24 protein-coding genes and 1 pseudogene are annotated in these 24,077 nt (G+C 42.2%); 11 read left to right on the top strand and 14 right to left on the bottom strand.

Going from position 1 to position 24,077, the window contains the following annotated elements; genetic code table 11:
• Window positions 1-100 precede the first annotated feature (100 nt).
• The 4 genes from PW252_RS08685 to PW252_RS08670 form a co-directional block, all read right to left on the bottom strand.
• Window positions 101-502, bottom strand: coding sequence for a nuclear transport factor 2 family protein (locus PW252_RS08685; RefSeq protein WP_024380343.1), 402 nt, complete (start codon window positions 500-502; stop codon window positions 101-103).
• Window positions 503-505: 3 nt separating this feature from the next.
• Window positions 506-1,324 (bottom strand): MBL fold metallo-hydrolase, encoded by an 819-nt coding sequence (locus tag PW252_RS08680; RefSeq protein WP_248049395.1) that lies wholly within the window; start codon window positions 1,322-1,324, stop codon window positions 506-508.
• Between the two features lie 15 nt (window positions 1,325-1,339).
• A complete protein-coding gene (locus tag PW252_RS08675) occupies window positions 1,340-1,960 on the bottom strand; it encodes a thioredoxin domain-containing protein (RefSeq protein WP_248049397.1) in 621 nt (206 codons plus the stop codon).
• A 166-nt stretch (window positions 1,961-2,126) separates the two neighbouring features.
• Complete coding sequence (locus tag PW252_RS08670; protein ID WP_172067786.1) at window positions 2,127-2,666, bottom strand: NADPH-dependent FMN reductase; 540 nt, start codon at window positions 2,664-2,666, stop codon at window positions 2,127-2,129.
• 155 nt (window positions 2,667-2,821) lie between these two features.
• On the opposite strand from PW252_RS08670, the gene PW252_RS08665 reads away from it, so the two are divergent.
• Both PW252_RS08665 and PW252_RS08660 read left to right on the top strand, forming a co-directional pair.
• Window positions 2,822-3,169, top strand: a complete 348-nt coding sequence (locus tag PW252_RS08665; protein ID WP_029998204.1) for a winged helix-turn-helix transcriptional regulator — start codon at window positions 2,822-2,824, stop codon at window positions 3,167-3,169.
• A 157-nt stretch (window positions 3,170-3,326) separates the two neighbouring features.
• Window positions 3,327-4,583 (top strand): ISL3 family transposase, encoded by a 1,257-nt coding sequence (locus PW252_RS08660; protein WP_316716633.1) that lies wholly within the window; start codon window positions 3,327-3,329, stop codon window positions 4,581-4,583.
• Window positions 4,584-4,619: 36 nt separating this feature from the next.
• Here the strand turns inward: PW252_RS08660 and PW252_RS08655 are convergent, their stop codons facing one another.
• Window positions 4,620-6,317 carry a M3 family oligoendopeptidase gene (locus PW252_RS08655; protein ID WP_248051521.1) on the bottom strand — a complete coding sequence of 566 codons (1,698 nt, stop codon included), beginning with the start codon at window positions 6,315-6,317 and terminating at the stop codon, window positions 4,620-4,622.
• Window positions 6,318-6,454: 137 nt separating this feature from the next.
• On the opposite strand from PW252_RS08655, the gene PW252_RS08650 reads away from it, so the two are divergent.
• On the top strand, window positions 6,455-7,390 hold the full coding sequence (locus PW252_RS08650; RefSeq protein ID WP_248051522.1) for a manganese-dependent inorganic pyrophosphatase: 936 nt from the start codon (window positions 6,455-6,457) through the stop codon (window positions 7,388-7,390).
• A 257-nt stretch (window positions 7,391-7,647) separates the two neighbouring features.
• On the opposite strand, the gene PW252_RS08645 is transcribed toward PW252_RS08650, so the two are convergent.
• The gene (locus tag PW252_RS08645; RefSeq protein ID WP_248051524.1) at window positions 7,648-7,950 is read right to left on the bottom strand and encodes a DUF3270 domain-containing protein; all 303 of its coding nucleotides are present in this window, start codon (window positions 7,948-7,950) and stop codon (window positions 7,648-7,650) included.
• Between the two features lie 158 nt (window positions 7,951-8,108).
• Here PW252_RS08645 and PW252_RS08640 point away from each other — a divergent pair, with 158 nt between their 5' ends.
• Together PW252_RS08640 and PW252_RS08635 are read left to right on the top strand one after the other, a co-directional pair.
• Window positions 8,109-9,038 carry a peptidase U32 family protein gene (locus PW252_RS08640; RefSeq protein ID WP_105113555.1) on the top strand — a complete coding sequence of 310 codons (930 nt, stop codon included), beginning with the start codon at window positions 8,109-8,111 and terminating at the stop codon, window positions 9,036-9,038.
• A 151-nt stretch (window positions 9,039-9,189) separates the two neighbouring features.
• Window positions 9,190-10,476, top strand: a complete 1,287-nt coding sequence (locus PW252_RS08635) for a peptidase U32 family protein (RefSeq protein WP_105113556.1) — start codon at window positions 9,190-9,192, stop codon at window positions 10,474-10,476.
• Window positions 10,477-10,492: 16 nt separating this feature from the next.
• Here the strand turns inward: PW252_RS08635 and PW252_RS08630 are convergent, their stop codons facing one another.
• Entirely contained in the window at window positions 10,493-10,816 is a 324-nt protein-coding gene (locus tag PW252_RS08630) for a hypothetical protein (protein WP_248045302.1), read from the bottom strand.
• A 92-nt stretch (window positions 10,817-10,908) separates the two neighbouring features.
• Here PW252_RS08630 and PW252_RS08625 point away from each other — a divergent pair, with 92 nt between their 5' ends.
• Window positions 10,909-11,124 (top strand): YdbC family protein, encoded by a 216-nt coding sequence (locus PW252_RS08625; protein WP_004194749.1) that lies wholly within the window; start codon window positions 10,909-10,911, stop codon window positions 11,122-11,124.
• 11 nt (window positions 11,125-11,135) lie between these two features.
• Here PW252_RS08625 and PW252_RS08620 read toward each other — a convergent pair whose 3' ends face one another.
• A complete protein-coding gene (locus PW252_RS08620) occupies window positions 11,136-11,675 on the bottom strand; it encodes a biotin transporter BioY (protein ID WP_248051527.1) in 540 nt (179 codons plus the stop codon).
• 185 nt (window positions 11,676-11,860) lie between these two features.
• On the opposite strand from PW252_RS08620, the gene PW252_RS08615 reads away from it, so the two are divergent.
• Window positions 11,861-12,598, top strand: a complete 738-nt coding sequence (locus PW252_RS08615; protein ID WP_248051530.1) for a cyclase family protein — start codon at window positions 11,861-11,863, stop codon at window positions 12,596-12,598.
• A 153-nt stretch (window positions 12,599-12,751) separates the two neighbouring features.
• Here the strand turns inward: PW252_RS08615 and gorA are convergent, their stop codons facing one another.
• On the bottom strand, window positions 12,752-14,101 hold the full coding sequence (gene gorA, locus PW252_RS08610) for a glutathione-disulfide reductase (RefSeq protein ID WP_248051533.1): 1,350 nt from the start codon (window positions 14,099-14,101) through the stop codon (window positions 12,752-12,754).
• 213 nt (window positions 14,102-14,314) lie between these two features.
• Here gorA and PW252_RS08605 point away from each other — a divergent pair, with 213 nt between their 5' ends.
• The 4 genes from PW252_RS08605 to PW252_RS08590 all read left to right on the top strand — a co-directional run bounded on the left by PW252_RS08605 (window position 14,315) and on the right by PW252_RS08590 (window position 18,595).
• The gene (locus PW252_RS08605; protein ID WP_248051537.1) at window positions 14,315-15,481 is read left to right on the top strand and encodes an efflux RND transporter periplasmic adaptor subunit; all 1,167 of its coding nucleotides are present in this window, start codon (window positions 14,315-14,317) and stop codon (window positions 15,479-15,481) included.
• The gene (locus PW252_RS08600; protein ID WP_044673217.1) at window positions 15,462-16,157 is read left to right on the top strand and encodes an ABC transporter ATP-binding protein; all 696 of its coding nucleotides are present in this window, start codon (window positions 15,462-15,464) and stop codon (window positions 16,155-16,157) included. The genes PW252_RS08605 and PW252_RS08600 overlap by 20 nt, the downstream gene beginning before the upstream one ends.
• Complete coding sequence (locus tag PW252_RS08595; protein ID WP_105118703.1) at window positions 16,158-17,411, top strand: ABC transporter permease; 1,254 nt, start codon at window positions 16,158-16,160, stop codon at window positions 17,409-17,411.
• A gap of 125 nt (window positions 17,412-17,536) precedes the next feature.
• A complete protein-coding gene (locus tag PW252_RS08590; protein WP_248051540.1) occupies window positions 17,537-18,595 on the top strand; it encodes an LLM class flavin-dependent oxidoreductase in 1,059 nt (352 codons plus the stop codon).
• 55 nt (window positions 18,596-18,650) lie between these two features.
• Here the strand turns inward: PW252_RS08590 and PW252_RS08585 are convergent.
• The 5 genes and pseudogenes from PW252_RS08585 to PW252_RS08565 all read right to left on the bottom strand — a co-directional run bounded on the left by PW252_RS08585 (window position 18,651) and on the right by PW252_RS08565 (window position 23,983).
• Window positions 18,651-20,173 (bottom strand): annotated as a pseudogene (locus PW252_RS08585) (IS1182 family transposase).
• A gap of 279 nt (window positions 20,174-20,452) precedes the next feature.
• Complete coding sequence (gene lysS, locus PW252_RS08580; protein WP_248051092.1) at window positions 20,453-21,943, bottom strand: lysine--tRNA ligase; 1,491 nt, start codon at window positions 21,941-21,943, stop codon at window positions 20,453-20,455.
• An 89-nt stretch (window positions 21,944-22,032) separates the two neighbouring features.
• On the bottom strand, window positions 22,033-22,656 hold the full coding sequence (locus PW252_RS08575) for a histidine phosphatase family protein (RefSeq protein WP_248051090.1): 624 nt from the start codon (window positions 22,654-22,656) through the stop codon (window positions 22,033-22,035).
• 2 nt (window positions 22,657-22,658) lie between these two features.
• Complete coding sequence (locus PW252_RS08570; protein ID WP_248051087.1) at window positions 22,659-23,141, bottom strand: aminoacyl-tRNA deacylase; 483 nt, start codon at window positions 23,139-23,141, stop codon at window positions 22,659-22,661.
• Window positions 23,141-23,983 carry a DUF368 domain-containing protein gene (locus tag PW252_RS08565; RefSeq protein WP_248051085.1) on the bottom strand — a complete coding sequence of 281 codons (843 nt, stop codon included), beginning with the start codon at window positions 23,981-23,983 and terminating at the stop codon, window positions 23,141-23,143. Before PW252_RS08565 ends, PW252_RS08570 begins: the two co-directional genes overlap by 1 nt.
• Window positions 23,984-24,077: the final 94 nt, after the last annotated feature.

Below are 24,077 nucleotides of genomic sequence, written 5' to 3'. Positions count from 1 at the left end.
GGGAATACCTAGCTTTCTGATACAATTTATAGGAATTTTCGAGTTACTTAGTATCTTTTGGTGAAGAATATGTGACGAATAGACTTTTGAAAATTGATTTTTATCTCATAGCTTTCTCAACAAGTGCGCTATCTACGATTTGGATAAAGTGTGTAATTCTATTTTCAGCATTAAAATCGTAAATATGGACAAAGTCTGCTTGAAAGGATTTCTGAGTAAGGTTGTAGGTTCCCTTGTAGTAGCCATAAACCATGACACGGTTTCCTGAAAAGGCGTAATCAACAGGTGTGGCACTATAATTGGTCCATTCAGAACCTAGTCTTGCATGGACGTTTTCAATCACTGCATCTGGACCGATATAGGTACCAGCATAGGGAAAGCCTGCAGCTTCTGTCCAAGAGACATCAGCAGCCAAATGGCTCTTGAAATCTTCTATTCGACCTTGAGCAGTAGCTAGATAAGTTTCTTCTAAAATATTTTTATATAATTGATTTTTTGACATACATTACCCCCATGGTATTTCACCTGTTAAGACTTTAGCACTTAATTCCAAGACTCCCTCGTTACGAAGATTAGGGAATTCTTCTTTCATTTTAGCGACAAAAGTAGCTGAGTCCTTGACTTCTTTTTTTAATTTGATTGCTACTTCAATATAGGCAATTGAAAAATCAAGTGCTTGAGAATCAAATGAACCTTCACTATCTGCATGACCTGGAATAATGAGAGAGGCATCCAGTGCCTTCATATCTTTTAATCGATCTTGCCAGGCTTTCAATTTCTCGGTAGTTTGTGAATCTGCTAAGAAGAGGTGAATTTGATTAAAGGTATTGATACCGCCAATAATGGTTTTGGTTTCTGCATTCCAAAGATTGATTTGACTTGGTTCACTACCGAAAAATTCCCATTTATCACCTTCAAATTCTAATGTAGACTCTTGAAAGGGCGCTGGTAAAATAATATTTTTAGGAGCTTGGTCACCTAAAGAGTCTCCCCATACCTGTAATTTTTTCGATACTGTTTTTAAAATATGGTCGATAACATAAGACGTTGCATAGACAATGGCTTCTGGGAATGATTTTTTGATAGGCTCAAGAGCAAAATAATAATCTGGATCCCCTTGAATGATAAAGATTTTTTCTAATGTCAGTTGCGCGTCTTGCAGATAGCGAACAATTCGCTCTCCTTCTGATTGTTTAAACCCTGAACCTACAAGGAGAGCCTTGCCATTTTTAATGATTAAGGTCGCCGTAACCATAAAACTTGATTCGTCATTTGTAAAGATGTGCAATTCTGTTCCATTTTGTAGCTTATAATGTTTTTCCATAAATAGTTGCCCTTTCTATTGCGTAATAGCTGTTTGGAAATTTTTTTCCAAATCGTCTACTGTGCGAACTTTATTGATAAGATTAAAGAAGTTTCCGTCTTTTTCGAGTAACAAGGTTGGGAAAGAGGTTACCCCCATTTCATAAGCCTTGATAAAGTCTGGGTGTAGATTTTCTGGTTGATTCAAGATGCTTGATAGTTCTTCCATAGCCTTTGTAGGTAACTGATAGGTACCAATTAGGCTGGTGTAACTATCTGCTTGATTGAGGTCTAACCCATCTTCAAAAAATAAGGCTTGAATGTCTAATGTTAGTTGAGCATGGTTAGATGTCTCAACATAGTTTTTCAAGACTGAGTAGGCTCTAGCAGGACCAAGGGAGTCCATGGTAAAGTCCTTATCCTTAAACAATTGATTGTAGTTATCGCCAAAAGACATTTGGTAATAGCTTTCGATTTGTTTGTTGATGGTCTGTGCCTGCTGGAAATCAACCATTTTCTTTTTGTTATCTCCGACAAACAAGCCTCCGTTAATGACCTCTATTTCTATGTCAGGATGGTCTTGCATGAATTTTGTGAAAATGTGGTTAAAGCCGTAGGTCCAACCACAATAAGCATCGATGATGTAATATAGTTTCATATTAAATTTCTTTCTTTTCGATTTCTTGGTTTTGATTAGAATTTACCATTGCTATTGGAAGTTTTGGAATCTTCCTCGATTGGTACAACAACATCCCAGAGTTCTGCAATTTTATCATCTTCAACTCGATAAAGGTCATAGAAGGATGTATATTGACCTGTAGAGTCTAAGCTTCTAACAAAGCTTGAGCTTGAGCTTGCAGCCCAGCGATGGCTTCCTCTGACAATACCAACTGTCCATTTCCCCATGCTTCTGGGTTGACGGTAGTCCCTGTAAACTCACCTACAACTTGCATACGAACAAATGGTAGGAGTGCATGGTAGCTAGCGAACATTGGCTCATGTCCAGCATTGGCAACAGATGATACAGTAACAATTTTATCTTGTAGTGCAGATGGGCCACGTGTTTCTGACAAGTCTAGGGCACGGCTGAGCCAGTCAATCAAGTTTTTCACTGTGCCTGGAATAGCAAAGTTGTAAACTGGTGAGAAAATCCAGATAGCATCTGCAGCCATAATCGCATCGCGTGCAGCTTGGACAGCTGGCAAGACTGGTGTTTCAAGATCTTGGTTCATAAGCGGAATATCCTTATAATCAAGGTAAGTTACAGTTGCTTGCCCTGATAAGATGCTTTCAGCCTGTTTAGCCATTTGGTGGTTGAATGAACCTTCACGTAGTGAACCAACGATAAATAGAATGTTTTTCATGATGTTATACCTCTAACAATTTTTTCTTTCCTGCTCTCGCAGTTTATGGTATTATTGTATCAGGTACTAAAAATATTACAAGTACGATTTTTTTGAATAGTCACTATCTTTTTGTGAAGTAATGTGTAGTATCAAGGGAAAATAAAGGAGAATTTATGGCAACTTTCACACAACATACGGTTCCGGAGTGTCCTTTTGTGACCACTCAGAGTGTCTTATCTGGGAAATGGAGTATCTTATTACTACATCATATCGAAGAAGGTCCCATTCGGTTTAATGAAATGCACCGTCGATTGACAGGGATTTCCCAAGCAACCCTTACCAAGCAGTTACGTCAATTGGAGGATGATGGTTTAATCACTCGGAAGGTTTATGCACAGGTTCCGCCAAAAGTGGAATATGAACTGAGCGAGATTGGTCAGGAATTTAAGTTGGTTTTGGAGCAAATTGAAGTTTTTGGGGATAAGTACATCGAATTTGTCAAAGCAAAAAAATCTGAATGAGTTTGAATCTCATTCAGATTTTTGTCTTTTATAGGGCTCTATAATATCTGTAGTGGGTAAATCCTCTATGGATATTATGGAGTCTTTTTGATTGTAGAAAAAAAGTCCCATATGGCCTATAATGAAAAGCAACCAAACTCACATTAGAAAGACTCATATGGAACAACTAAATCTTATCACAAATCTTCTCAGAATTAAAGACAAAAATATCACTATCTCTAATGAATATGATATGGGAACTCACTTAGAACTTCATGGTCATTTGGATTATACAGCCCCTAAATGTCCCTCCTGCAAGGGACAAATGGCAAAATACGACTTCCAAAAACCCTCCAAAATTCCCTACCTAGAAACTGCTGGTTATCCCTTGCTTATCCGACTTAGAAAGCGTCGCTTCAAGTGTAAAGATTGCAGAAAAATAGCGGTCGCTGAAACTCCTCTTGTCAAGAAGAACCACCAAATCTCCGTCGCTGTTAACCAGAAGATTGCTCAATTACTCATCGAAAATCAAGCAATGACACATATTGCACACAGGCTATCTATCTCAACCTCATCAGTTATGAGAAAGCTTAATGAGTTCAAGTTTGAAACAGATTGGAATACCTTACCTGAGGTGATGAGCTGGGATGAGTATGCCTTCAAAAAGGGGAAAATGAGCTTTATCGCTCAAGATTTCAACTCCCTAAATGTCATAACTATTCTAGACGGAAGAACACAAGCAACCATCCGAAACCACTTTCTACGCTATCCTAGAAAGGTTAGAAATCAAGTCAAAGTCATTACCATGGATATGTTTAGTCCTTACTACAAATTGGCTAGACAGCTATTTCCAAACACCAAGATTGTTCTGGACCGCTTTCACATTGTGCAGCACCTTAGCCGTGCTATGAACCGCGTTCGTATTCTAATTATGAATCAATTCGACAGAAAATCGCAGGAATACCGGTCCTTGAAACGCTACTGGAAATTGATACAACAAGATAGCCGTAAACTCAGCGATAAACGATTTTATCGCCCTATGTTTCGCATGCACTTGACTAACAAGGAAATCCTAGAAAAACTACTGTCTTTTTCAGAGGAACTACGACAGCACTATGAACTCTATCAGCTTCTCTTGTTCCATTTCCAAGAGAAAAACTCAGATCATTTCTTTGACCTTATCGAACAGGAAATAGCCAATGTTAATCCTATTTTCCAGACGGTATTTAAGACATTTCTAAAGGATAAAGAAAAGGTTTTAAACGCCATGGAATTGCCTTATTCGAACGCCAAACTGGAAGCTACCAACAATCTCATCAAAGTCATTAAAAGAAATGCCTTTGGTTTCAGGAACTTTGAAAATTTTAAAAAACGTATTTTGATTGCTTTGAACATAAAGAAAGAGAGAACGAACTTCGTCCTCTCTAGGTGTTAGCTTTTCATCTACCCACTACAGTTGACAAAGAGCCTTTTATAGTTCGTCATCCTTAACTGCATTTAACCAATCGGCAGCAGCCTTGGCTGTGCTTTCAAGGGCACCTTCTTTGAACGGTGATTGGAGGTTTGCGGCTTCAACCACTTGCAAGAAGGACTTGGTGCCACCCAAATCACAGATGCGGATGTAGTCTGCCCAAGCTGTTTCATCGTGGTCCACCTGCGTGCGTTTCCAGAATTGAAGGGCACAGACTTGAGCCAAGGTATAGTCGATGTAGTAGAATGGGCTGGCAAAAATATGCCCCTGACGGTACCAGAAGATACCACGGTTGAGGGCTTCTGACTCAGAATAATCACGGTCTGGCAAGTAGAGGTCTTGGAGTTTCTTCCAAGTCGCCTTGCGTTCTGCTGGTGTCATCTCGGGGTGTTCATAGACTTCGTGCTGGAAGTGGTCTACCAAGACACCGTAAGGCAAGAAGAGTAGAGTGCCAGCCAAGTGGCTGAATTTATATTTATCAACTTGTTCCTTGAAGAAACGGTCCATCCACGGCCAGGTCATAAATTCCATAGACATGGAATGGATTTCACAGGTTTCGTAGGTTGGCCAGACAACTTCTGGACTTTGAATCCAACGCGAACGATAGACTTGGAAAGCATGACCTGCTTCGTGGGTCAAGACATCAATATCACCGCTGGTTCCGTTGAAGTTGGAGAAGATAAATGGGCTCTTGAAATCAGGGATATAGGTGCAGTAGCCACCGCTATCCTTGCCAGTTTTGGCAACTAGATCAAGCAATTCGTGTTCCACCATGAAGTCGAAGAACTCGCCTGTTTCTGCGGACAATTCGCGGTACATGTCTTGGGCTTGGCTGACGATAAAGTCAGGGTCACCTTGAGGAACAGCATTTCCGTCTAAGAACTCAAGATTGAGGTCGTAGTGTTTCAGGCTTGGTACCTGCAAGCGTTTGGCTTGGCGTTGACGAAGATTTTGTACAATCGGTACGATATGTTTGAGGATTTCCTCACGGTAAACTTTGACCATATCACGATTGTAATCAAAACGGTTCATCTTGAGATAGCCGTATTCTACGTAGTCCTTGAAGCCAAGTTTGTGGGCGATTTCCGTGCGGACCTTGACCAACTCATCGTAAACGCGGTCGAAATCAGCTTCCTTGCTTTCGAAGAAGGCAGTTGTAGCAGCAGAAGCAGCCTTGCGGACCTCGCGGTCAGTTGATTGACCGAATGGCCCCATTTGTGCCAAGTTGTAAGTCTGTCCTTGGAAATCAATCTCCGCACCCGCAATCAGTTTGCTGTATTCATCAGATAATTCATTTTCTTTTTGCAGTAATGGAATGACGTCTGATGAGAAGGTTTTGAGCTTGTTCTCAGCCAGCATGAAGAAGGTTTTAGGCAAGATATCTGACAACTCTTCCTTGTAAGGCGTCTGGACGATGACACGGTAGTAGTTGGTGGTCAATTCTTCAAAAAGTGGCGAATATTCATTCCAAAACTTGGTTTCTTCATTATAAAACTCATCGTTCATATCGATGGTGTGGCGGATCATCCAGAGATTGTACTGGGTATCGACCAAGCTGAGCAATTTGGTAATATCTGCAACAAGTGTGCGAGTTGTTTCCAAGTCACGTGCTTGAGCTAACTGGTCGGTTAGGTCAGTAAATTGAGCCTTGATGGCTTCATAATCGGGACGGACATAGGTATAGTCTGAAAATTTCATATCTTTCTCCTTTTGTATTGCTACCTTCTATCTTACTATTTTTGAAAAGGTTTGGCAAATCTGGACCCGTCCATGTTCACAAGTCTTTCTATTTATGGTAAAATGTAGGAGATTATTAGAAAAATGAGGTTGTAGACATGTCTAAATTTTTAGTTTTTGGTCACCAAAATCCTGATACAGATGCCATTGCGTCTTCATACGGCTGGGCTCACTTGGAGCGTGAAGTGTTTGGTCGTGATGCGGAAGCAGTTGCACTTGGAACGCCAAATGAAGAAACAGCGTTTGCGCTTGACTATTTTGGTGTTACTGCACCGCGCGTGGTTGAGTCTGCAAAAGCAGAAGGTGTTAGTCAAGTCATCTTGACAGACCATAATGAATTCCAACAATCAATCGCAGACATCAAGGAAGTGGAAGTGGCAGCTGTTATTGACCACCACCGTGTTGCAAACTTTGAAACTGCAAACCCATTGTACATGCGTTTGGAGCCAGTAGGTTCAGCATCATCAATCGTTTATCGTGCCTTCAAAGAAAACGGAGTAACACCTCCAAAAGAAGTAGCTGGACTTCTCCTATCAGGTTTGATTTCAGACACCCTCTTGCTCAAATCACCAACCACTCACGCAACAGATCCACAAGTAGCAGCTGAATTGGCAGAAATTGCTGGTGTGAACTTGGAAGAATACGGCTTGGCTCTTTTGAAAGCAGGAACCAACCTTGCCAGCAAGTCAGCAGAAGAATTGATTGACATCGATGCCAAAACCTTTGGTTTGAACGGCAATGACGTCCGTGTAGCTCAAGTCAACACAGTGGATATTGCAGAAGTCTTGGAACGCCAAGCAGAAATCGAAGCAGCTATGACAGCAGCATCAGCAGCAAATGGCTACTCTGACTTTGTTTTGATGATTACAGACATCGTTAACTCAAACTCTGAAATCCTTGCGCTTGGTAGCAACATGGATAAGGTGGAAGCGGCCTTCAACTTCAAGTTGGAAAACAACCATGCCTTCCTAGCAGGTACAGTTTCACGTAAGAAACAGGTTGTACCGCAATTAACAGAAGCATTTAACGCATAATGAATTTTTCTACCTACCTCGAACCTGAAGTTGGTAGGGAAACCTAACCTAGCACCTTCGGGTGCTTTTTTTTTAAAAAAGGATAAGAATGCCTTATTCTGTTAATTTTAAAGAAGTTGAAAGGACAGGTGTGCCTACAAAGGCTCCAAACTAGCTGGCGAAATCCGTGGACCCTTCTTTGTGGTCAAGGGTGACTATCTATCAGGTGGTCATGGAAAGTTTAGGAAAATAAAAAAAGGCTGAGAATGACTCTCTGCCTATTTTTTTACTTTGTTCGATATTCTTTTTTTAAGTCCAACTTGAACCAAACGAAAACCGATGAGGCCTGTAGCACTTGCTAATGCGAGGGCAAGAAAAACAGGGATATCTAAAGCTAGATAGATATAGCTAGCAATAACTGTAATTAGGCTAAATAGAACAATATTCACAAAGAACAAGAGTTCATTGATGCGTTCTTTTTTTGCATTTTTTACCTGATAGGCTTGAACAGTTGTGTTTTTCTCTTTCGGGATATACTCTTCGTACTGGTATTCTTGGGACTGATAGTGTCTTAATGCCATATCGTCTCCTTTTCTGCTTCTTAAGCATATCATAACATTTATAAAATTTTATGTCAGCAATATTACAATATGGTTACAAGAAAAAATGAGAAAAGTCTGAACATTAAAATGCTGGTGGTGACTTACCAGACATATCTCTTTTTGATATAATTATCTTTATGGGAAAAATTATCATTACAGCAACAGCTGAAAGTATTGAACAGGTCAAGGAACTGCTTGCGGCAGGGGTTGATCGCATTTATGTTGGTGAAGCTGACCATGCCCTTCGTATTCCGACAAACTTTACTTATGATGAGTTACGGGAAATAGCAGAGCTGGTCCATGGTGCAGGCAAGGAACTGACCGTTGCCGCAAACGCCCTTATGCACCAAGACATGATGGATAACATCAAGCCATTTATGGACTTGATGAAGGAAATCAAGGTGGATTATTTAGTTGTAGGCGATACAGGTATTTTTTATGTCAACAAGCGAGATGGTTACAATTTTAAGTTGATTTACGATACCTCTGTCTTTGTGACTTCTAGTCGCCAAATTAACTTCTGGAAGGACCATGGGGCTGTTGAGGCCGTTTTAGCACGGGAAATTCCGTCGGAGGAACTCTTTGACATTGCCAAAAATCTGGAAATTCCAGCGGAAATCTTGGTTTACGGTGCTTCGGTTATTCACCATTCCAAGCGAACCCTGTTACGGAATTACTATAATTTTACCAAGGCTGATGAAACTGACTTGTCACGTGGACGTGGTCTTTTCTTGGCTGAGCCGAGCGATCCAGATAGCCACTATTCAATTTTTGAGGACAAGCATGGCACACATATCTTTATTAACAATGACATTGATATGATGACCAAATTGGCAGAATTAGATGAGCATGGCTATCGTAACTGGAAGTTGGATGGTATCTATTGCCCAGGTCAAAATTTTGTTGAAATTGCTAAGCTTTTTGTTCAAGCAAGAGATTTGATTGAAAAAGGCGAATTTACTTATGATCAGGCCTTCCTTTTGGATGAACAGGTACGCAAACTCCACCCAGCTGAACGTGGTTTGGATACAGGTTTCTACGAATTTGACCGTAATAAGGTTAAATAGAGTTTACTGTACTTTATTGATTTGTGTCTTTTAACACTAAATTCCCCATCTGACTGGTGTGAGCGAATATGCTTGATTTCCAACTCACTTGGAAAATTTGCCTATCATTTTTATAAATCATCTATATTGCAAATAGAGGAGATTGTACATTATGTCAAAAACATTAAAGCGTCCCGAGGTCTTGTCACCTGCTGGGACTTTGGAGAAATTAAAGGTTGCCATTGACTATGGTGCTGATGCGGTCTTTGTCGGTGGTCAGGCCTATGGTTTGCGTAGCCGAGCTGGTAACTTTACCATGGACGAGATGCGGGAAGGGATTGAATATGCCCACGCCCGTGGCGCCAAGGTCTATGTGGCTGCCAACATGGTCACTCACGAAGGCAATGAAGAAGGAGCAGGAGCCTGGTTCCGCGAACTGCGGGATATGGGTTTGGATGCCGTTATCGTGTCCGATCCAGCCCTTATCGTTATCTGTGCCACTGAAGCACCTGGTCTTGAGATCCACCTGTCCACCCAGGCTTCATCGACCAACTATGAAACCTTCGAGTTCTGGAAGGAATTGGGTTTGACTCGTGTCGTTTTAGCCCGCGAAGTGACCATGGAAGAGGTGGCTGAAATCCGCAAACGGACAGATGTTGAAATCGAAGCCTTTGTTCACGGTGCCATGTGTATCTCCTACTCAGGTCGTTGCGTTCTCTCCAACCACATGAGCAAACGCGATGCCAACCGTGGCGGCTGCTCCCAGTCTTGCCGTTGGAAGTACAACCTCTACGACCTACCTTTCGGCGAAGAACGTCGCTCCATTAAGGGGGAAATACCAGAGGAGTTCTCTATGTCTGCGGTGGATATGTGCATGATTGACCATATCCCAGATATGATTGAAAATGGGGTCGATAGCCTGAAAATCGAAGGCCGTATGAAATCTGTCCACTACGTGTCAACCGTGACTAACTGCTACAAGGCGGCGGTCGATGCCTATCTAGAAAGTCCAGAAAAGTTTGAAGCGATCAAACAAGACTTGATTGACGAAATGTGGAAGGTTGCTCAACGGGAATTGGCGACAGGTTTCTACTACAGCCCACCGAGCGAAAACGAACAGCTTTTCGGTGCCCGCCGTAAGATTCCAGAATACAAATTTATCGCCGAAGTAGTGGCCTTTGACAAGGATGCTATGACTGCAACCATTCGCCAACGCAATGTCATCAACGAAGGTGACCAAGTAGAGTTTTACGGACCAGGTTTCCGCCACTTTGAAACCACTATTCAGGACTTGCATGATTCAAATGGAGAAAAGATTGACCGCGCCAACAAGCCGATGGAACTCTTAACTATTAAGCTGGACCGTGAAATCTATCCTGGTGACATGATTCGTGCCTGCAAGTCAGGTCTTATCAACCTCTACCAAGAAGATGGACAGTCATTGACTATTAGAGCATAAAATAAAAGGCTGAATGTCAGCCTTTTATTTGTTTTTGGGAGTTTTTCACACTTTCTGGAACCAGGGTGATTTTCTTAATATCTTGGATATTGATAATGCTGGTTACCCGACGTTTGAAATTTTTCATGATAATCCGTTGGCGTTCCTTATCGTATTTGACAATATCGCCTGTAAAACTGCGGTCGTTGTAGATAACATGAATGGCCGCTTTCTTGTAGAGGGCTAGTTCTAAATTGTTCTTAATCTCTTCCTTGCTGTCAGGCTCAATAGTCTTAGGAGCTTTGCTATTGCCCAAAAAGATATTGACCTGCTCTAAAATAACTTCCAAAAATCTCTTCATGGCATTATCCTTTCAAACTTGCTATAATTATAGTATCCAATTTTCGCAAAAATGACAAGTTTTTTCGAACAAATAAGTGAAGGAGGTAACAAATGGCAGAATTTACATTTGAAATCGAAGAAAAACTCTTGGTCCTATCTGAAAATGATAAGGGCTGGACTAAGGAACTCAATCGTGTATCATTCAATGGTGCACCAGCCAAGTATGATATCCGTACCTGGAGCCCTGACCACACTAAGATGGGCAAGGGAATCACGCTCAGCAATGAAGAATTCCAAGTGCTTTTGGATGCATTTGCTAATAAATAAATGAAAGAAGCCTAAGAGAAAAAGGCTTCTTTTTTTGTAATGGGCTGGAGAAGGCTGTGGCAGACAGTAACTAAGGTAATTTTTGCCAAATCTGGAAGGATAAAGGGTAGAACCGTCCATGCCAATGTATCTGACCAGCTCGCTCCTGAAACAAACTTAAAGACCAAACAGCCTAAAAGGAAGCAACTTGCTGTTCCGAGAAGGCAAGCTGAGAAAACAGTCACGGGTGAGGAAGTTGACTTGGTGAGGACAGAAGTAATAGCAGCATAGACTAGGAAGCCCCATAAAAAGCCGGCTGTTGGTCCGAAAAGAGCAGCGAATCCGCCTGAAAAACCAGCAAAGACAGGAAGGCCGATAGCGCCTAGAGTTAGATAAAGGGCTAAACTTGCAATGGCTTCTTTCGGCTTGTATAAACAAGCTACTAAGCCGATAGCCAAGGTCTGTAGAGTAAAGGGAACAGGCCCGATAGACAGGCTGACTTGTGACAGGGCAGCAATGATAGCTGTTCCGATAGCGATGTAAACAAGAGATTTCGTAGAATGGTTTGTCATTTTGTTATCCTTTATATTTTTTTAGGTTAACAAAATTATAGACATTCTAGTCGTGAAAGTCAATGCTTCTTCTATCTGCTGTCACAGTCTTATAGTTTTTATTTATAGCTGGGGATAAAAAATATATATTAGTAGGCTTAGTCATTTCGTGCTAGAATGATAAGAAAAAGAAAGCGAGAATTGCCATGTCAGAACTACTTGAAATTTACCGTACTCTTAAATCAAAAACATGGGTGGACTTGACCCATCAAATCAATGAGTATAGCCCGCATTTTCCAGCTCTTCCAGCCTTGGAGAAAAAGGCCTTGTTTACTCACAAAGACGGATTTTTTGTCGAACAATTTACAGTTGTAGGTCAGTACGGTACCCATATCGATCCGCCTATTCACTTTGTAGAAGGGGCTCGCTATTTAGATGAGATTGACTTGAAAGACCTGCTCTTGCCCCTTTATGTGATTGATAAGTCAGACGCGGTTGCTGCCAATAATGACTATGAGATTACTAAACAGGATATTTTGGATTTTGAGGCTGAGCATGGTCCAATTGCACCTGAATCTTTTGTTGCTTTTCGTTCGGATTGGTCAAAACGTTGGCCAAGTCAGGATGCTGTGCGAAACTTGGATGACCAAGGGGTACAGCATACACCAGGTTGGAGCCATGAGGCCTTGCAATACTTGATTGAAGTGCGTAAGGTAAAGGCCGTTGGACACGAAACGCTGGATACGGATTCAGGTTTATCTGCCGCTAAGCATGGTGGAAGCTTGCTAGAAGAATACTATCTCTTGTCCAAAGACATTTATCAGTTGGAAGTCTTGAATAATTTGGACCAGGTGCCAGCAACAGGAGCCTTGATTTCTATTGCCTTTCCACATTGGGAAAAGGCCTCGGGGTCGCCAGTGCGTGCCATAGCTATTTTACCATAAGAAAAAGCCGGACAGTGTACTTACCTACACTTGTCTGGCCTTTTTTTCTTATACTCAATGAAAATCAAAAGCAGACTAGGCGACGCAGATGCAGATAGAACTGAAGTTCATCAAATCAAGTCAACAACGTTTGCTTTTGATTTTCGAAGAGTATTAACGCATGGTAACGAATTCTTCTGAGCCAGTCGGATGGATGGCCACAACGGCATCAAATTCTTCCTTGCTTGCTCCCATCTTAATGGCAACGGAGAAACCTTGGATCATTTCATCGACACCATAGCCAATTCCGTGTAAACCGACGACCTGTTCATTCTCGCCAACTGTGACCAACTTAAACTTAGCCATTTGGCGATTGTTTGCTAGAGCTGTGTACATGGAAGTAAAGGCTGAAGTATAGACTTTTACCTGTTCTTGACCGTATTGGGCGATGGCTTCTTCTTCGGTTAAGCCAACTGTTCCGATAGCAGGATGAGAAAAAACAACAGTAGGAATGTTTGTATAATCCATTTTTGCATTCGGTTTATTGTTGAAGAGGCGTTCTGCCAATAAGCGACCAGCCTTGATGGCTACGGGTGTCAACTCTTTTTCACCTGTCACATCACCAAGAGCATAGATGCCAGGGACACCAGTTTCTTGGTATTCATCCACAGCGATATGGCCAGACGGTGTTAGTTGCACACCAGCTGCTTCAAGATTGAGCTGCTTCACATTTGGTTTACGACCAATTGCCCAGAGAACCTCTTGGGCAGTATGGCTACTTCCATCTTCAAAGTTAATTTGAATAAGACCGTCCTCTGTTTTTTCAAGGCTGACCGGTGTTTTTCCTGTATGGAGAGGAAGATTGGTCCGCTCCATTTCTTCCATAAGAGCTTGGATGATATAGCTATCGAAGTTGCGAAGAGGTCGATTGCCACGAACAAAGAGGTCAGTTTGGACACCTAATCCGTGGAGAAGTCCAGCCATTTCCACAGCGATATAGCCGGCTCCAATAACTGCCACAGAAGTAGGTAATTCTTCCCAGACAAAGACATCATCAGATACAATGCCTAGTTCACTTCCTGGAATGTTTGGCACAGCAGGCTTAGCACCAGTTGCAATGACGATGTGTTTGGCACGAATGAGCTCACCATTGACTTCCACCGTTTGAGCATCGACAAACTTGGCAAAACCTTTGATTACTTGTACACCATTATTGTTAAAAGTATTGCCATAAGAAGTACGAGAACGTTCGATATAGGCTTCACGGTTTTTTCGCAAGGTAGCAAAATCAAATGTTACATCCTGGCTGGTAAAACCATACTCTGGTCCATAGTGATGAATGGCTTCTGCCACTTGAGAGCCGTACCACATGATTTTTTTAGGAACACAGCCAAGGTTAACACAGGTTCCGCCAAGATGGCTCCCTTCGATCACAGCAGCCTTAGCCCCATAGATAGCAGCACGGTTCATAGTAGCAATACCGCCGCTACCTCCACCAATGGCAATAATATCAAATTCTTTCATGAGTTTTTCTCCTCTAAATGATCATTATCTTCATTCTATCGTTTTTTTAATTATCAATCAAAAATCCGCTACGTTCTCTTACAAAAATGTAAGTAGGAAAAATACCGAACTTTTTGTAAAATGATTAAGAAAACACTTGCAAAAAAACGTGTATTCGTGTATTATAAAGACAATACAAAATAAATATGTTTTGAATTAGAAAAGGAGTATCATATGTTAAAGACAAAGAAGGCTAAAATTGCTTTGTTTAGTGGTCTCGGTGTTGCGGCTATTGCCTTAATTGGTGGTGCCTTAGTATTTGGAGGTGTATTAGGTGGTTCCTCACCAACTTCCACAGAGCAAGTTGCGACCAGTTTGACCTATACAGTAGCTAAAGAGGGATCAATTGCTTCATCTACCCTCTTGACAGGAACCATCTCAGCTGCGGAAGAACAGTATGTTTACTATGATGCGTCCAAGGGTGATTTGAGTGAGGTCTTGGTTGAGCCAGGCACTCAAGTAGAAGTCGGAACTCCTTTGGTTAGTTATGATGCGACAGAATTACAGGCAGCCCTAGATACAGCTGTGCGAGGTCGGGATAAGATTGGGCGTCAGATTTACGATTTGAAAAATAATGGTCAAACTGTTCAAGAAACAGGTGACGCGGTGGCTGATGAAGCAGCCACTGCAGCAGCGCAACGCTCCGTAGATTCTCAATTAGCAGATTTGAATGATTCCTATGCTGATGCCCAAGCAGCTGTGGACAAGGCCTATACAGCATTGACAGAAGCAACTATTTACAGCACTGTCGCAGGTACAGTGGTTGAGGTCAATAAATCGGTTGCCAAAAGCTCGACAACTAGCCAGACCGTTGTTCATATCGTTAACCAAGGTAGCCTACAAGTTACAGGTAATTTAACGGAGTATGATTTGGCTAACATTGCAGTTGACCAAGAAGTAAAATTGACCAGTAAGGTTTATCCAGATAAGACATGGACTGGTAAGATTACCTACATTTCTAACTATCCATCGACAGAACAAGCTACAAGTGCAGTAGCAGGTGCAGGTGGTGGTTCAGGTGCCAAGTATCCTTTTAAAGCTGCCTTGACTAGTGAATTGGGTGAATTGAAACAAGGTTTCACTGTCAATATTGAAGTGGTCAATACTACCAACCATATTTTAATTCCAGTAACAGCAGTTGTGCCAGAAGGCGAAAAAAACTTTGTATGGACCATTGTTGAAGGGAAAGCTAAAAAAGTGGAAGTAACGTTGGGAAATGCTGATGCTCTCAACCAAGAGGTGACCGCCGGTATTGCAGTAGGAGATCAGGTCATCACCATTCCAACTCCAGACCTTGAAGAAGGAAAAGAGGTTGAAGCCTATGAAGAACCAGCTAATTAGATTAACCAATATAAATAAATCCTATAAAAATGGTGACCAAGAACTTCGTGTCCTCAAAGATATCGATTTAGAGGTGGAAGAAGGTGAGTTTCTTGCTATAATGGGACCATCTGGTTCAGGGAAATCCACCCTGATGAATATTATCGGGCTTTTGGATCGGTCTACAACAGGAAACTATTGGTTGGAGGGAGAAGAAGTCAGTCAACTGTCTGAGAAGAAATTAGCTTCCGTTCGTAATGACCAGATCGGTTTTGTCTTCCAACAATTCTTCTTACTCTCTAAACTCAATGCCCTTCAAAATGTTGAGTTACCTTTGATTTATGCAGGGGTTCCAGCCAATCAACGGAAAAAATTAGCCAAGCGATACTTAGAAAAAGTCGAATTGGCGGAACGGATGACCCACCTACCGTCAGAATTATCAGGTGGACAGAAACAGCGGGTGGCCATTGCACGTGCCTTGGTCAATACACCAGCTATTATTCTGGCGGATGAGCCTACTGGAGCCTTGGATACTAAAACAGGTGAGCAAATCATGGAACTCTTGACAGAGTTGAATAATGAAGGTAAGACCATTATTATGGTTACACACGAGCCTGAGATTGCTGCCTATGCCAAACGTAAAATTGTCCTACGCGATGGCATTATTACCGAAGATAGTCGAAGGGAGGATGTGTAGATGGAAAACTGGAAATTTGCCCTAAAATCTATCCTAGCCCACAAAATGCGTTCTCTCTTGACCATGTTAGGTATTATCATCGGTGTGGCTTCAGTTGTTATCATTGTAGCTTTAGGGACTGGGGTGTCTAAGAGATTCGAAAAGGCCTTGGCAGGCGATCAGAATAATGTTCAGGTCTATTTTACGCCTTATGTAGCTTCAGAAGGTGCTGCTTCAATGGGGATGCTTGGAAGCGTTGGTGGTGGTGAGCTATCCATGGAAGAAGAACCTGATTTGACAGATGCTATGTTAAAGGGACTTTTGGAAATCGATGGGCTTAGCGGCTACTATATTAGTTCTTCAAGCACCTCGACTGTAGCAGCAGGAAATACGCAAGCTGATAATGTCTTTATTACTGGCGTTAGTCAACCCTATTTTGACATAAAGGAATTAGAAATCTTGACTGGTCGTCGTTTCACAGCTAACGATTACAGCCAATTTTCCCGTATTATCATGTTGGATGTAGCTCTGGCAGAGAAACTCTTCGGTTCACAAGAATCGGCACTCAACCAAGTAGTGAGTGTCAATGCCAATTCTTACCTTGTAGTTGGTGTTTACAAAGATCCCAAAGCAGGTACTTCCCTCTATGGATTCAACTCTGGAGGAAATGCCATTATGACCAATACACAGCTGGCTGCTGAAATGGGGACTAAAGAAAATAGTGGTCTGTATGTTCATGTGGAAGATCTGAGCAGAGCTGCTGAGGTTGGACAGGCTGCAGCTGCCTATTTGACCAATATTACAGGTCTGAAGGAAGCTCGCTATGACATCTATGACATGTCCGCTATGTTGGATACCTATAGGACTGAAATGGCAGGGGTTACCATGTTTATCGGTTCCGTTGCAGGAATTTCACTTCTTGTAGGTGGTATCGGTGTTATGAACATTATGCTGGTATCTGTTACTGAGCGGACCCGTGAAATCGGTCTTCGTAAAGCTCTAGGAGCAACTCGTGGGAATATCCTTATGCAGTTCTTGATTGAAGCCATGGTATTGACTACCTTGGGTGGCGCTATTGGATTGATGATTGCTCAAACAATTGTATTTATTCTCAATACCACCAAAGCCATGGGACCAAATATGACGGCTGAAATTTCCCTTCCGGCTGTTCTAGGAAGTTTAGTCTTCTCAGCAGTAATTGGTATTGTCTTTGGTGTTCTACCAGCCAGCAAGGCTTCTAAGTTGGATCCGATTGAGGCCTTACGTTACGAATAAGATGTAAAACGATTAGGTTTTCCTAGTCGTTTTATTATTTTGAGCAAATCGATTGACTTTATCACTAATTAGAGATAAAATAAACGCATCAATTAAGAAATAGTGATTTTAAAGGAGAACACATCATGGTAGAATTAGGTATTTCAACATTTGGAGAAACAACCCCTCTTGAAAAGACAGGTATGCCATACAGTCACGCTGAGCGGATTCAGCAGCTGGTCAAAGAAATTGAGCTAGCAGATGCAGTGGGTCTGGATGTCTATGGGATTGGGGAACATCATCGCGAAGATTTTGCGGTTTCTGCACCTGAGATTGTGTTGGCAGCTGGTGCCGTCAATACCAAGCATATCAAACTAACATCAGCAGTTTCAATCCTTTCCTCCATGGACCCTGTAAGGCTTTATCAGCAATATACCACCATTGATGCTTTGTCAAATGGCAGAGCGGAAATCATGGCGGGTCGTGGTTCCTTTACGGAGTCCTTCCCCTTGTTTGGCTATGACTTGGCCGACTATGAGGAGTTGTTCGATGAGAAGCTGGATATGCTTTTGGAAATCGACAAGGAAACCAATCTCAAGTGGGATGGACATTTTACTCAGTCTGTCGATAACAAGCCTGTTTATCCGCGTCCTGTACAAGAAGATTTTCCCATTTGGGTGGCAACTGGGGGCAATGTAGAGTCCACCATCAAAATTGCTAAGAAAGGCCTGCCAATCGTGTATGCAGTCATTGGTGCAGGTGCCCATCGCTTTAAACCTTTAGTCGATGCCTATCGTAAGGTTGCTCGTAACTCAGGTCACGATCCGAAGAAAACAAAGGTTGCAGCTCATTCTTGGGGTTGGATTGCAGACGACCATGACAAGGCTGTGGAAGAATACTATCATCCAACCAAAGTAATTACGGACAATATTGCCAAAGACCGCCCACATTGGAGTGAGATGACCAAGGCGCAATATCTCTACTCTCTGACAGACGAAGGAGCAACCATCGTCGGAGATCCAAAACGAGTCGCTGAAAAAATTATCAAGACTATTGAAACACTTGACTTGGACCGTTTCTTCCTCCATCTCCCAATCGGCTCCATGCCATACGAGGATGTCCTCCGTGCCATTGAACTCTACGGAAAAGAAGTTGCGCCAATTGTCCGAGATTATTTTGCAAAAAAAGAAGAGAATCAGTCCTAAGACTGATGAGAGAAGGATGAGATTAGGTTATACTATAGTCAATCCTAAATATTTTTCATAATCTCCTGAAAATCCTGACCATGTGGTCGGGATTTTTTGCATGCAAAAACACTCTTGGAATTTCCAAGAGTGTTTCAGAATGAAGACAAACATCTCGCTTGATGTTTGTCTTTTTCTGTTTATTGGTCTGATAGTCCGTCTTTTTGCCAGAATAGTGGCTATTTGGACAAAATAAAAAGGCTTCCCTGCCCTCATTTTTACCAATTTCTTGAGATTTAAACACGCCAAAGTCAGTCCAACCTTATCCTCCATTTTGGACTTGCCTTTCTCTCTTGTGTAACGAAGATTGTGGTACTCTTTGGCTGTCCCAAAGAGGCGTTCAATGGTTTCTTTCCGCTTCTGGTAGAGCTCCTTCATACCTTTCCTGTGCCGAATCTCTTCACAGCTTTCTAAAGCCTCTTTCCAAATGTGTCGAGTTACCACTTTCTGCTTGTTCTTGCTTTCTGTACAAATTGATAGAAGTGGACAAGTAGCACAGATAGCTGAGTCACTCTTATATTCCCGATAACCTTCTCTGGTTGTAGTGCGATAGGTTAAGACCTGATTCTCAGGACAGATATAACAGTCATAGTATTCATCATAGACAAAATCCTTCGAGCGTAGTTTCCCTTTCTTTCCTTTCGGTCGTGTATACGGAAAGACTGGAGTAATCTCTTGTTCTAGGAGGAAGCGAGCGATACTTGGGGTCTTATAGCCAGAATCGGCAACGAGAAAGCTAGGCTGAAAGGGTTGGAGTTTAGCGAAGAGTACAGGAAAGGCCTGGCTGTCATGGACATTGCCAGCCTCCACGCTATAAGCCAGAGCCCAACCATGCTTGTCACAAGCAACCTGAGCTGTATAAGCAAATACTTCCTTATGGTCCCCTTTATGAAACCAGCCACTTTCAGGGTCAGTTGTAGAAATTTTCTTAGCGATGGGTCCCTCCTCTTTTGCGGGCCCTAGCGGCTTTTTTGCATGCTTTTCTCTATCCCTGTTAATTTCAATCTCTAGCTGGTCACTCATAAACTTGGCTTGCTTTTCAATTTCACGATTGATGAATTTACGATTATTCGCCGCAGCCTTGATATGGGTACCGTCAATGAAAATTTCTGTTGGATCTATGAAGCCTGCATTGACGCAGAGACCTAAGATATGGGTGAAAATGCCTTCAATAACTTGTCTATCTTGAAAACGACGGACATAGTTCTTTCCGTAGGTAGTGAAATGAGGCACCTTATCATCCAGTCGAAGACCAAGAAACCAACGGTAGGCAGTATTGACTTCGATTTCCTTAATGGTTTGACGCATGGAACGAATGCCGAAGAGACACTGAAGGATTGGAATTTTAATGAGCAGAATAGGGTCAAGACTAGGACGCCCTGTATCATCGCTATAGCTATCTGCGACTAAGTCATAGATAAAGGAGAAGTCAATAGCTTCCTCTATTTGACGAAGGAGATGATCTTGAGGAACAAGGTCATCTAAACTGTAGAAACCAAATTGACCGCGATTGTAGTCTGGATTTTCTTTGTGTAACATAGCGATTCTCCCTCTGCTTATTAGCTAGTATTCCTATCTCTATTATACTACTTTACATATGAAAAAGCCGTTAGAAATATAATTCTAACGACTTTGTCTTCATTCTGAAACACTCTTGGAATTTCCAAGAGTGTTTTAAGGAACGGTGTTAAACAGTTTGTAATTTTTATTTCATCGTCGGGAGTGACAAGGTCTGGGAGACCTTGTCAGCCAATCGCCAAGAAATTTGAAAGCGATTGGTACATTCTAGTGAAAACAAACCTAGCAAGCTACTCTTGCTTACTTCATTGTAGGAAATAGGAGTACATCCCGAATAGTAGTGGTGTCTGTCAAGAGCATGCAGAGGCGGTCGATACCGATTCCCAGGCCGCCTGTTGGTGGCATACCGTATTCGAGGGCTTCGATGTAGTCGTAGTCAACGCCTGTCGCTTCGTCGTCACCGAGTTCTTTAGCTTTGGCTTGGGCTTCAAAGCGTTCCAATTGGTCGATTGGGTCGTTCAATTCTGTAAAGGCGTTTCCATATTCCTTGGTCATGATGAAGAGCTCGAAGCGGTCTGTGAAGCGTGGGTCTTCATCGTTTTTCTTAGCCAGTGGAGATACGGCTACTGGGTGACCATAGACAAAGGTTGGTTGGATAAGAGTTGCTTCAACGTATTCTTCAAAGAAGCTGTTGATGATTTGACCAACTTCTGTATGGTGTTTTTCCACAGGGACCTTGTGTTCAGCTGCAAGGGCTTTAGCTTCCTCGAAGCTCATCTCTTGCCAGAAGTCCACGCCAGTTTGTTCCTTAATAGCATCAACCATGTGAATTCGCTTGAAAGGCTCGTGGATGTTAATGACAGTATCTTGATAGGTCACAGGACCATCGCCGACAACAGCCTTGGCAGTGTGCTGGATAATGCCCTCAGTCAAGTCCATGATGTCCAAGTAATCCGCGTAGGCTTGGTAAACCTCAATGGAAGTGAACTCAGGGTTGTGGGTCGCATCCATGCCTTCGTTACGGAAGATACGACCAATTTCATAAACGCGTTCCATACCGCCGACGATCAAGCGTTTGAGGTGGAGTTCTGTCGCGATACGAAGGACCATATCAATGTTTTGGGCATTGTGGTGGGTGATGAATGGACGAGCTGCAGCACCACCAGCTTCGTTGTGAAGGACAGGTGTTTCCACTTCCAAGAAACCAAGTCCGTCAAGGTAACGGCGGATTTCTGAGATGATTTTTGAGCGGGTCACAAAGCGGTCAAAGCTCTCACGGTTGGTAATCAAGTCCAAATAACGCTTGCGGTAGCGGGTCTCGATGTCTGTCAATCCGTGGAATTTTTCTGGCAATGGGCGGAGCGCTTTAGACAGGTGAGTTAACTTGCGAGCATGGATAGACAACTCACCAACGTTGGTCTTGAAGACATCTCCCTCGACACCGATAAAGTCACCAAGGTCTGCTTTTTTGAAGATTTCATAATTTTCTTCGCCAACATCATCCTTACGAACGTAGATTTGAATCTGGCCTTCGCGGTCTTGAATGTGAGCAAAACCCGCTTTACCCTTACCACGCTTGGTCATGATACGACCTGCGATGATAGCTGTTTGGCCCAATTCTTCTAAGTCTTCTTTTGATTTGTCTTCGTACTGGGCCTTCAATTCAGCTGAGTTGGTAGAACGCTCAAAACGTTTTCCAAATGGGTCAATGCCCTGTTCAGCAAGAGCCGTCATTTTTTCACGACGGACAATCTGTTGGTCATTTAATTCTTCAAAATGTTCAGTTGACATAAAAATTTCATTCCTCCAAAGTCTGTTCTTTCTATTCTATCATAGAATAGGCAAAAAATCAGCAAAAAAGAAAGCAAGAAACTGCTTTCTTAGTGAGATTTGTAGCTGGTATCATTCCAAGCCAGTTCGGTAAAGAGTTCAAAGTCTTTCGTTTCCAAAATGGAAATGGAAGCATTATCCAAACCACCTCGGTGACGTAGTTGGGCTGGTGGAAAACCAAGCAGGCGATGGATAGAAGCGGTTAGAAAGGCACCATGACTGACTATGAGGACTGTTTCCATGTCTTGTCCTTTCAGCGATTGGACAAAGTCCACCATTCGTTGAGTTACCTGGCGAACGCTTTCGGCTTCAAATAGGTCATTGTTAAAAAGGGCTAGATTATGTTTGAGAGCCCGTGCTTGCTTGGGATAGATAGCACGAAAAATCGACATCTTACTTCCTTCCAATTTTCCAAAACTCCATTCCCGTAATTGAGGGCTAGTCTGGACGGTTTGACAATATCGATTGGCTTTGGCAATCTGTTCAGCAGTGATTGTTGCACGTTGTAAATCACTAGAATAAATAGCATCAAAAGGCAGGTCTGCCAAGTGTTTTCCTAGCAATTCCAGCTCTTCAAAAGCTTGTGGCAAGAGAGCAGAATCTCCAGAAGCGCCTTGGAAACGGCCTTCCAAATTCCATTCGGTCTTTCCATGACGGACAAAATAGATTTTCAAGTCTAATCTCTCCCTTCAATCAAATCAGCAAAGTCAGCTTTTACAAAATCAGCTAAAACCTGGCTATCGATTTTGATCGACCGACCAATTTCTCCAGCAGAGACAATCAAGTGACCAAGTTCAAGGGCAGATTGGTCAATGTAGATTGGGAAGTTGTGCTTTTGACGAATACCGACAGGATTGTTGGCACCGTGAACATAGCCAGTTGTCTTTTCCAAGTCTTTTTGTGGGATCATGCTGACTTTTTTATTACCAGAAATTTTGGCTAATTTTTTCTCAGACAGGTGCTCAGTAATAGGCACAATACCAATGACAGGTCCTGTCTTATCACCTGTTAACGCCAGCGTTTTGTATATATCTTTTTCTTCAATTCCTGGTGGCAATTGGCCTTCAAGGGCATTTAAAACAAGGCTATCATGATCGATCTTAGCCTTGTCTAACATTTGGTCCACCAAGGTTTTTTTGATTTTAACCTTTTTAGCCATTATTTATACTTTTCCTCTAATTTGCTCATCCAAAGTCCTAGCCATGTTCCCAAAATGAAGAGAACTACAGCAGAAATCCATGTACCAAATCCTGCACCAGCATAGGAAATAGCTTCTTCATTGCCAGCTTGCGGAATTAAAATCAAGAGGGTAGATGATAAAACAATTCCGATGATGAAGTGGTAAACGCGTGAATGGTAAGCCTTTAAAGCATGATCCATAGCTTTTGAGAATGCGACCATTGCTAAGGCTCCACCAATAGCGATTGGCAAGAAGGTCCCCAACAAATCAAGTGACTTGAAACCATTGAGCATTGGCGTGTAGATACCTAAAATCAAGAGTAAGTTTGAAGGGCTAAGACCAGGTACTAGAATACCCAAAGCAATCAAGGCACCTGCCAATACAAAGCTTATGAAGTTTGCTGGAAGGGTTCCAACTAGACTATTGAGATTATAAAGGAAAAGTCCTGAAATGATAAAGGTTCCAATCAACCAAGCCCAGTCAATCGCATCACGTTGGCTTTTTAGTGTCGATTCCTTGACCAAGCTAGGAATGGTTCCGATGATTGCTCCTGCAAATGCCCACAAAACAGGAACTTGAAAATGCTGCAAGAGAAATTCAACAGGGAAAGAAAAGAGAGCAATCCCTAAAATTCCACCAATACCAACAGGTACAAAGAAAAGAAAGTTTTCCTTAAAATCCTTGCGAATATTTGCCAAAAATCCAATCAGTCGTTCATATATTCCCAAGATAGCAGCCAGTACTCCCCCAGAAACACCAGGTAAAATAAAACCAAGGGCGATAATCATACCTTTGATTATTCTTGAAATCCAAGCAGTCATAATATCCTCCATATCTATTTATAACGTTCCCATTATAGCATAAAGACCAGTAAAAAGTTTAAAAAGAAAGCCTGTCAGGAAAAATTGACAGGCT

The organism is Streptococcus sp. 29887, from assembly GCF_032595075.1.
GTDB classification, from domain to species: Bacteria; Bacillota; Bacilli; order Lactobacillales; family Streptococcaceae; genus Streptococcus; species Streptococcus iners.
The sequence above is the reverse complement of the archived record's forward strand: the minus strand, read 5'-3'. Positions and strand labels throughout refer to the sequence as shown.

Coding starts and splice junctions, on each gene's coding strand:
- PW252_RS08685 (WP_024380343.1), bottom strand. CDS start 502: ATGTCAAAAAATCAATTATATAAAAATATTTTAGAAGAAACTTATCTA.
- PW252_RS08680 (WP_248049395.1), bottom strand. CDS start 1,324: ATGGAAAAACATTATAAGCTACAAAATGGAACAGAATTGCACATCTTT.
- PW252_RS08675 (WP_248049397.1), bottom strand. CDS start 1,960: ATGAAACTATATTACATCATCGATGCTTATTGTGGTTGGACCTACGGC.
- PW252_RS08670 (WP_172067786.1), bottom strand. CDS start 2,666: ATGAAAAACATTCTATTTATCGTTGGTTCACTACGTGAAGGTTCATTC.
- PW252_RS08665 (WP_029998204.1), top strand. CDS start 2,822: ATGGCAACTTTCACACAACATACGGTTCCGGAGTGTCCTTTTGTGACC.
- PW252_RS08660 (WP_316716633.1), top strand. CDS start 3,327: ATGGAACAACTAAATCTTATCACAAATCTTCTCAGAATTAAAGACAAA.
- PW252_RS08655 (WP_248051521.1), bottom strand. CDS start 6,317: ATGAAATTTTCAGACTATACCTATGTCCGTCCCGATTATGAAGCCATC.
- PW252_RS08650 (WP_248051522.1), top strand. CDS start 6,455: ATGTCTAAATTTTTAGTTTTTGGTCACCAAAATCCTGATACAGATGCC.
- PW252_RS08645 (WP_248051524.1), bottom strand. CDS start 7,950: ATGGCATTAAGACACTATCAGTCCCAAGAATACCAGTACGAAGAGTAT.
- PW252_RS08640 (WP_105113555.1), top strand. CDS start 8,109: ATGGGAAAAATTATCATTACAGCAACAGCTGAAAGTATTGAACAGGTC.
- PW252_RS08635 (WP_105113556.1), top strand. CDS start 9,190: ATGTCAAAAACATTAAAGCGTCCCGAGGTCTTGTCACCTGCTGGGACT.
- PW252_RS08630 (WP_248045302.1), bottom strand. CDS start 10,816: ATGAAGAGATTTTTGGAAGTTATTTTAGAGCAGGTCAATATCTTTTTG.
- PW252_RS08625 (WP_004194749.1), top strand. CDS start 10,909: ATGGCAGAATTTACATTTGAAATCGAAGAAAAACTCTTGGTCCTATCT.
- PW252_RS08620 (WP_248051527.1), bottom strand. CDS start 11,675: ATGACAAACCATTCTACGAAATCTCTTGTTTACATCGCTATCGGAACA.
- PW252_RS08615 (WP_248051530.1), top strand. CDS start 11,861: ATGTCAGAACTACTTGAAATTTACCGTACTCTTAAATCAAAAACATGG.
- gorA (WP_248051533.1), bottom strand. CDS start 14,101: ATGAAAGAATTTGATATTATTGCCATTGGTGGAGGTAGCGGCGGTATT.
- PW252_RS08605 (WP_248051537.1), top strand. CDS start 14,315: ATGTTAAAGACAAAGAAGGCTAAAATTGCTTTGTTTAGTGGTCTCGGT.
- PW252_RS08600 (WP_044673217.1), top strand. CDS start 15,462: ATGAAGAACCAGCTAATTAGATTAACCAATATAAATAAATCCTATAAA.
- PW252_RS08595 (WP_105118703.1), top strand. CDS start 16,158: ATGGAAAACTGGAAATTTGCCCTAAAATCTATCCTAGCCCACAAAATG.
- PW252_RS08590 (WP_248051540.1), top strand. CDS start 17,537: ATGGTAGAATTAGGTATTTCAACATTTGGAGAAACAACCCCTCTTGAA.
- lysS (WP_248051092.1), bottom strand. CDS start 21,943: ATGTCAACTGAACATTTTGAAGAATTAAATGACCAACAGATTGTCCGT.
- PW252_RS08570 (WP_248051087.1), bottom strand. CDS start 23,141: ATGGCTAAAAAGGTTAAAATCAAAAAAACCTTGGTGGACCAAATGTTA.
- PW252_RS08565 (WP_248051085.1), bottom strand. CDS start 23,983: ATGACTGCTTGGATTTCAAGAATAATCAAAGGTATGATTATCGCCCTT.